A 6,633-nucleotide genomic window follows, 5' to 3' on the forward strand; every position below is an offset into this window, starting at 1 on the left:
CATGACAACGCCCAGAGGCGCCTCCGGTAAAGCTGGCCCGACGGGGAGGAATTCATGAACTACGCGGAGCCAATCGTGAGGCCGCTGCGAATTCTCTGGCAGCACAAGTACCTGCTGCTGCTGGCACTCCTTGGCGGCGGCGACGTGACCAGCGGCGCTGGGTTCAACTACAACAGCTTCAACAGCTATTTTTCCGGTGCCGGATCCAGCGGGAGCAGTAGTGGCACACCAGCCGCCGGCAACCTGCAGTCGCTCGACCCCAACGTGGCAGCTGCACTCGCGGTCACCTTCTTCGTCATCATCGCCGCGCTGCTGCTCCTGCTGATCCTCTTCTTCTTCCTGTCCTGCCTGACCCAAGGGGCAATGACCCGGGCCACCGCGGAGCACAACGCCGATCGCCCATTCAACCTGAGCAGCTCACTGCGAGCCGGGCTGGCTTCGTTCGGCTGGATCCTGCTGCTGAGACTGCTGGGCCTCGTCGCCGGCCTCCTCCTGCTGCTGCCCTTCGCCGCTCTCATCTGGGCCTTCTTCGGCTTCCGCGATCAGCCCGCGCTGGTTGTGGTCCTGGTTGTGACAGGCCTTGCCTACCTCGGCCTGTTCTTCCTCATCGCCTTCGCCCTGGGTCTGATCCAGATCCTCGCCCTGCGAGCAATTGTTCTCGAGCAGCGCACCGTCCTGGCGGCGATCAGCCGCGCTGTGCGACTCCTCCTGCTGCGGCCGGGGCGAGTGCTGCTGACGTGGCTGATCCAGGTGGGCCTGGCCTTCGGAGTCGGCCTGGCACTGGCAGCCGTCGTGCTGATCATCGCCTTTGGATCTGGATTGGTCGGCTTCGCCGTCGCCAACCTGCTGCAGGTGTCGCCGCTGCTGGCCGTGGCCCTGGGCGGGACGGCCCTGGGTCTAGTCTCGCTGCTTATCGGCGCGGTCACCGGCGCCTACTTCAGCGCCTACTGGACGGTGGCCTACCGGCGACTGGAGCTCGACCGTCCACGGTCCGGGGTAACGCCATACGCCGTTCCCCAATAGGCACCCCGCGAAAGATCGTGCGTGGCAGCAAGGGCCTTGGCCTGCTTCACCCTCCCGGTTGGCGGCCGCCGGCTGTGGGTACTTTTAGGGCATGAGTCGGCGCCTTGACGGCCGGACCGGTTTTGCGCTCCTGCTGATCTGCTGCGGCGCGGGGCTGGCAGCCCTGGAACTCGCTCCCACCCCTCTGCGAGGGCCGGCCTCGCAGTTTGGCTGGGCGCTCAGCTTCCTGCTCGGAGCGGCGCTCCTGGTGGGGGCTGCCTTGGCCAACCGAAGGCGAGGCTGGCTCTGGATTCCGGTCGGCTGCCTCATCTCGCTGGGGATGGTGTCGGCGGCTGTCGCGTACACGGGGCTGGCCCACGTCTGGGCCTACAGCTGGCCCCTGGTAATTCCCGCCGGTCTCGGTCTGGGCCTCTACCTGCACGGACTGACCGGCCGGCGACTGGGTGAGCAGAGCTGGGGCCTCGGCCTGGCCAAGGTCGGCCTCCTCCTCTTCCTGGTCCTGGCGGCGTTTTTCGAGGGAGTGATGCACTGGAGCCGGCACTACCAGGGTCTGGCAAGCAACGCCATCCCCGCCGCCATCGTGCTCCTGCTCGGGTTCTGGCTGCTCGTCCGCCGGTGGGTCCCAGCCCGCGAGCGCTGAGTCCCACACAACAGATGCTGCGCATTTTTGTCTCTCAGCCACTAGTTGTGGCAGCCAACCAGTGGCTAGCATGACCTCAGAAACTCCCCCTCTTCGCCACGGAGCCCCCGACGTCGAGCGCGGGGGCTCCGTTTTTTGTGCCGGCCAGGACGGTGTTCGCACTTCGCCGCCCACATAGCGTCCGCGCCACTTAGGAGAAGGAACGATGGCTGTGAAGATGTACTACGACGCTGACTGTCCAGCTGAGCTGACAGAAAGGGTGGCCATCCTCGGCTACGGCTCCCAGGGCCACGCCCACGCTCAGAACCTTCGCGACAGCGGGGTCGATGTGCGCGTCGGTCTGCACCCGGGCAGTCGGTCGAGGGCGAAGGCTGAGCGGCACGGCCTGCGCGTGCTGGACGTCGCCCAGGCGGTCCAGGAAGCCGACATCATCACAGTGCTCACCCCCGATGTGGGCCAGGCCAAGCTCTACCGAGAGGAGATCGAGCCTCACTTGCGCCCCGGCACGCTGCTCCTGTTCGCGCACGGGTTCGCCATTCACTTCGGTCAGATCGCTCCGCCCCCCGAGGTGGACGTGGCGATGGTTGCGCCCAAGGCGCCGGGCCACCTTGTCCGCAGCACGTACGTCGAGGGCAACGGCGTTCCCATGCTGCTCGCAGTCCAGCAGGACGCAACCGGCGGCGCGCGCCGGCGGGGACTGGCCTACGCTCGGGCCATCGGCGGCGGCCGGGCCGGGATCATCGAGACCACCTTCAAGGATGAAACCGAGACCGACCTCTTCGGCGAGCAGGCGGTGCTCTGCGGCGGCGTGTCAGCGCTCATCACCGCCGGGTTCGAGACCCTGGTCGAGGCCGGCTATCCGCCGGAGATGGCTTACTTCGAGGTGCTGCACGAGATGAAGTTGATAGTCGACCTCATGTACAGGGGCGGACTGGGCTTCATGCGCTACTCGGTCTCGGACACGGCCGAGTACGGCGACTACGTGTCAGGCCCCCGCGTCGTGGACGAACGGGTGAAGGAGTCGATGCGGCAGGTGCTGCGCGAGATTCAGGACGGCACCTTCGCCGAGCGCTGGATCGACGAGAACGGCCAGGGTCGAAGCCGCTTTCTGCAGATGCGCCAGGAGCACGCTGAGCATGAGCTGGAGACGGTTGGCGCGGAGCTGCGCGGCATGATGCCCTGGCTGCAGCCCCGCACCGCCGACGACTGAGGCGCTCGCGGGGTGAGAGTCGGCTTTCAGGGTGAAGCCGGCGCGTACTCCGAAGAAGCTTTACTCGCGCTTTTCCCGGCAGCGACAGCCACAGGCTTCAGGACCTTCGAACAGACCGTCGACGCACTTTTGTCCGGCGAGATCGAAGGGGCAGTGTTGCCGGTAGAGAACACGCTCGGCGGGATAGTGCAGGAGGTCAACGACCTGCTCTGGGACCGCAAGGGCCTGAAGCTCACCGGCGAGTACGTCCATCCGATTCGGCACCACCTGCTCGGCCGCCGCAACGATCTGCCGCAGCGAGTCATCTCCCATCCCCAGGCGCTGGCGCAGGTACGGCGCTTTCTGGAAGCGCGCGCTCTCGCGGCCGTCCCCTTCTATGACACCGCAGGGGCGGCCCGACAGGTGGCCGAACGGCCCGAAGCTGGCACGGCGGCAGTCGCCAGCGCGCGAGCCGGCCAGCGCTACGGACTGGACGTGCTGGCCGCCGGCATCCAGGACTCCGACAGCAACCGCACACGGTTCGTCGTGGCCGAGCGCGGCCGGTCGGAGCGCCCGCTCGCGGGCCGGCCCGGTTGGAAGACCTCGCTCTGCTTCGCAGCAGCGCATCAGCCGGGCAGCCTGGTCCGAGCGCTGGAGTGCTTCTCCGCGCGCCAGGTGAACCTGGCCCGGCTGGAATCGCGACCGCTCCTGGGCAAGCCCTTCGAATACCTCTTCTTCCTGGATCTCCAGATCGAAGATCCCCTTCAGGCGGAGGCGGCGCTCTCGGCGCTGGAGAGCCGGGCGGCCGAGGTGCGGCTGTTCGGGACTTTCGGCCCGCTGTCAGGCGGCCTTGACGGCGGCGAGCAGCTTGGTCAGTGAGTCCTTGGCGTCACCGAAGAGCATCACGGTTTTGGGGTCGTAGAGCAGCTCGTTGTCGATTCCGGCAAAGCCTGGCCGCATCGACCGCTTCAAAAAGACGACCGTCTTCGCCTGGTCCACGTTGAGGATCGGCATGCCGTAGATGGGGCTGCCGGGTGAGCTCTTGGCAGCCGGGTTCACCACGTCATTGGCACCCACCACCAGCACCGCGTCAGTCGACTTGAACTGGTCGTTGATCTCGTCCATCTCCTTCAGCTGCTCGTACGGCACATTGGCCTCGGCCAGCAGCACGTTCATGTGCCCGGGCATGCGTCCGGCCACTGGGTGAATGGCGTACTGCACGTCAACCCCGCGCGCCTCAAGCTGCTCGCCCAGCTCGCGCACCGCGTGCTGCGCCTGGGCCACCGCGAGCCCGTAGCCGGGCACCACCACCACGTTGCGGGAATACGCCAGCAGGGTGCCGATGTCCTCCGAATTGCCTGTCCGTACGCTCCGCTCGCCGGCCGGCCCCGCCGCGTCGCCGGCGGTTTTCACGCTGCCGAACGCGCCGAAGAGGACGTTGGCCAGCGAGCGACCCATCGCCTCGCCCATCAGCATGGTCAGGATCGTGCCGGAGGCGCCCACCAGCGTCCCTGCCACTATCAGCGCGAAGTTGTCAAGCACAAAGCCGCTGGCCGCCACGGCGAGCCCGGTGCATGCGTTGAGAAGCGAGATGACCACTGGCATGTCAGCCCCTCCGATCGGAAGCACGAAGGCCACCCCCAGCACCAGGGCCAACGCCAGGAGCGCTATGAAGACGGCCGGCTGGCCGGTGACAGCGAGCAGCGCGACCGCCAGGGCCATGATCAGCACTGCCAGGAGGCCGTTCACCACCTGCTGGGCCGGGTAGGTGATGGGCCGCCCTGTCATCAGCTCCTGCAGCTTGGCGAAGGCGATTGCCGAGCCGGCGAAGGAGATGCCTCCGACGATGATGGCGAAGACGCTGGGCAAGCCCGACTGCAGAGCGGGTCGCTGGCCGCCCAGCTGCAGCAGCTCAGCCACCGCCACCAGTGCCGCGGCGCCGCCGCCGACGCCGTTGAACAGCGCCACCATCTGCGGCATGGCGGTCATCCGGACCCGGCGGGCGCCGACTGTGCCGGCGATGCCGCCCAGCAGCACCCCGAGAACGCAGATGATGATGCCTGCCGGTGTCGAGCGGCCGGCGACCAGGACGACCGTCCAGGCGACCGCCAGCGCCATGCCGATCGCCGCTACCGTGTTGCCCCGGCGGGCTCCTTTGGGTGAGCTGAGAAAGCGCAGGCCGACTATGAAGAGGACCGACGCCAGCAGGTAGACGAGCGGCGTGAGCAGCCCCGTCAACGCTTTTCCTCAGTGCCCGAGTTGCCGCCGGCGCCGAGCCGGCGGCCCTTGAACATCTCGAGCATGCGGTCGGTGACGACGAAGCCACCGACCACATTGGTCGTGGCGAGCAGCACAGCCACGAAACCGAGTGCGATCTGAAGCGGTGTCTGCGCTCCGGCGGCGATGATGAGAGCGCCGACGAGGATGATGCCGTGGATGGCGTTGGAGCCTGACATGAGCGGCGTGTGCAGGATCGTCGGAACCTTCGAAATCACCTCGATGCCGACAAAGACGGCCAGCACGAAGTAGGTGAAGTTGACGATCAGCTGCTGGTTCATGCCGGCACCCCCATCAGCTGTTTGGCGCGCTCGTTCACTATCTGGCCGGCGTGAGTCACGCAACTGCCGCGGGTGATCTCGTCCTCGAAGTCGAGCCGCACTTCGCCCTCCTGCCACAGGTGCATGAATAGGTTGAGGACGTTGCGCGCATAGAGCTGGCTCGCGTGGTGGGCGATGGTCGAGGGCACGTTTGCGGTCCCGTCGATGAACACGCCATCGGCTTCGACCACCTCGTCGGCGCGGGTCAGCTCGCAGTTGCCGCCGGTGTCAGCCGCCAGGTCGACTATCACCGACCCCGGCCGCATGCCCGCCACCATCTCCCGGCTGACGAGCAGCGGTGCGCGCCGGCCGGGGATGGCGGCGGTCGTGATAACCACATCAGCAGCGGCGATCCGCTCGCCGAGCAGCTCCCGCAGCCGAGCCTGGAACTCCTCCGACTGCTCGCCAGCGTAGCCGCCCTGGCCGGCAGCCGCCTCGACGGGCAGCTCGACGGGCAGCTCGACGAACCTGGCGCCCAAGCTCTGGACCTCCTCCTTCACCGCCGGGCGGACGTCGTAGGCCTCCACCACCGCACCGAGCCGGCGCGCGGTGGCGATGGCCTGCAAGCCCGCGACTCCGGCGCCCAGCACCAGCACCCGGGAGGGCGCGATGGTGCCGGCGGCGCTCATGAGCATGGGGAAGTACTTGCCCAGCCGCATGGCCGCCATGAGCACTGCCTTGTAGCCGGCCAGCGACGCCTGGGAGGAGAGGGCATCCATGCTCTGTGCGCGGCTGAGCCGCGGCAGCAGCTCGAGCGAGAAGGCTGTCACCTGCCGCTTGGCCAACGCTTCGACGATCTCGCCCTGCGTCGCGGGCTGGAGGAAGCTGATGAGCAGTGCAGCTGGTGACAGCAGGCCAACCTCGGCCAGGCTGGGCGCCTGGACTTTGAGGACGGCTCCGGCGCCGCTCCAAAGGGCTGTCGTTTCCGCTTCAACCACAGCGCCCGCTTCGGCGTACTGCGGGTCCGGGTAGCCGGCCGCCACGCCGGCCCCTGACTCAACCGCCACGTCCAGGCCGGCGGCTATCAATTTCGCAGCCGTCTCGGGCGTGATCGCCACGCGATGTTCACCCGCCTGGGTCTCCCGGGGGGCGACGACTCTCACGCCCGGAATGCTAGCGTTCCGAAGCTCGGGCACTTAGCCCAGCTTCGAACAAAGCAAAAAGTCCCGGCGCCTGACGGCGCC

7 protein-coding genes are annotated in these 6,633 nt (G+C 67.5%); 4 read left to right on the forward strand and 3 right to left on the reverse strand.

Annotated elements, in window-relative coordinates; translation table 11 throughout:
• Positions 1-54: 54 nt before the first annotated feature.
• The 4 genes from ACR2MZ_RS13465 to ACR2MZ_RS13480 all read left to right on the forward strand — a co-directional run bounded on the left by ACR2MZ_RS13465 (position 55) and on the right by ACR2MZ_RS13480 (position 3,731).
• Positions 55-1,023: a DUF7544 domain-containing protein gene (locus tag ACR2MZ_RS13465; protein ID WP_434005556.1), complete on the forward strand. Its 969-nt coding sequence runs from the start codon at positions 55-57 to the stop codon at positions 1,021-1,023.
• A 91-nt stretch (positions 1,024-1,114) separates the two neighbouring features.
• Positions 1,115-1,663, forward strand: a complete 549-nt coding sequence (locus ACR2MZ_RS13470) for a hypothetical protein (protein WP_434005557.1) — start codon at positions 1,115-1,117, stop codon at positions 1,661-1,663.
• Positions 1,664-1,868: 205 nt separating this feature from the next.
• Positions 1,869-2,873 (forward strand): ketol-acid reductoisomerase, encoded by a 1,005-nt coding sequence (gene ilvC, locus ACR2MZ_RS13475; RefSeq protein WP_434005558.1) that lies wholly within the window; start codon positions 1,869-1,871, stop codon positions 2,871-2,873.
• A 12-nt stretch (positions 2,874-2,885) separates the two neighbouring features.
• Entirely contained in the window at positions 2,886-3,731 is an 846-nt protein-coding gene (locus ACR2MZ_RS13480; protein WP_434005559.1) for a prephenate dehydratase, read from the forward strand.
• On the opposite strand, the gene ACR2MZ_RS13485 is transcribed toward ACR2MZ_RS13480, so the two are convergent.
• Genes ACR2MZ_RS13485 through ACR2MZ_RS13495 form a run of 3 tightly spaced genes read right to left on the reverse strand, consistent with a single transcriptional unit; the run spans position 3,693 to position 6,552 of the window.
• The gene (locus ACR2MZ_RS13485; protein ID WP_434005560.1) at positions 3,693-5,090 is read right to left on the reverse strand and encodes an NAD(P)(+) transhydrogenase (Re/Si-specific) subunit beta; all 1,398 of its coding nucleotides are present in this window, start codon (positions 5,088-5,090) and stop codon (positions 3,693-3,695) included. The two genes, ACR2MZ_RS13480 and ACR2MZ_RS13485, sit on opposite strands and share 39 nt — an antisense overlap.
• Complete coding sequence (locus ACR2MZ_RS13490; protein WP_434005561.1) at positions 5,087-5,410, reverse strand: NAD(P) transhydrogenase subunit alpha part 2; 324 nt, start codon at positions 5,408-5,410, stop codon at positions 5,087-5,089. Before ACR2MZ_RS13490 ends, ACR2MZ_RS13485 begins: the two co-directional genes overlap by 4 nt.
• On the reverse strand, positions 5,407-6,552 hold the full coding sequence (locus tag ACR2MZ_RS13495; RefSeq protein ID WP_434005562.1) for a Re/Si-specific NAD(P)(+) transhydrogenase subunit alpha: 1,146 nt from the start codon (positions 6,550-6,552) through the stop codon (positions 5,407-5,409). Before ACR2MZ_RS13495 ends, ACR2MZ_RS13490 begins: the two co-directional genes overlap by 4 nt.
• Between the last annotated feature and the right edge of the window lie 81 nt (positions 6,553-6,633).

Source organism: Candidatus Dormiibacter sp. (assembly GCF_050999135.1).
Taxonomy (GTDB): Bacteria; Chloroflexota; Dormibacteria; order Dormibacterales; family Dormibacteraceae; genus Dormiibacter; species Dormiibacter spiritus.

Excerpts from the sequence above, each read along its gene's own strand:
- ACR2MZ_RS13465 (WP_434005556.1), top strand. The coding sequence starts at position 55 with ATGAACTACGCGGAGCCAATCGTGAGGCCGCTGCGAATTCTCTGGCAG.
- ACR2MZ_RS13470 (WP_434005557.1), top strand. The coding sequence starts at position 1,115 with ATGAGTCGGCGCCTTGACGGCCGGACCGGTTTTGCGCTCCTGCTGATC.
- ilvC (WP_434005558.1), top strand. The coding sequence starts at position 1,869 with ATGGCTGTGAAGATGTACTACGACGCTGACTGTCCAGCTGAGCTGACA.
- ACR2MZ_RS13490 (WP_434005561.1), bottom strand. The coding sequence starts at position 5,410 with ATGAACCAGCAGCTGATCGTCAACTTCACCTACTTCGTGCTGGCCGTC.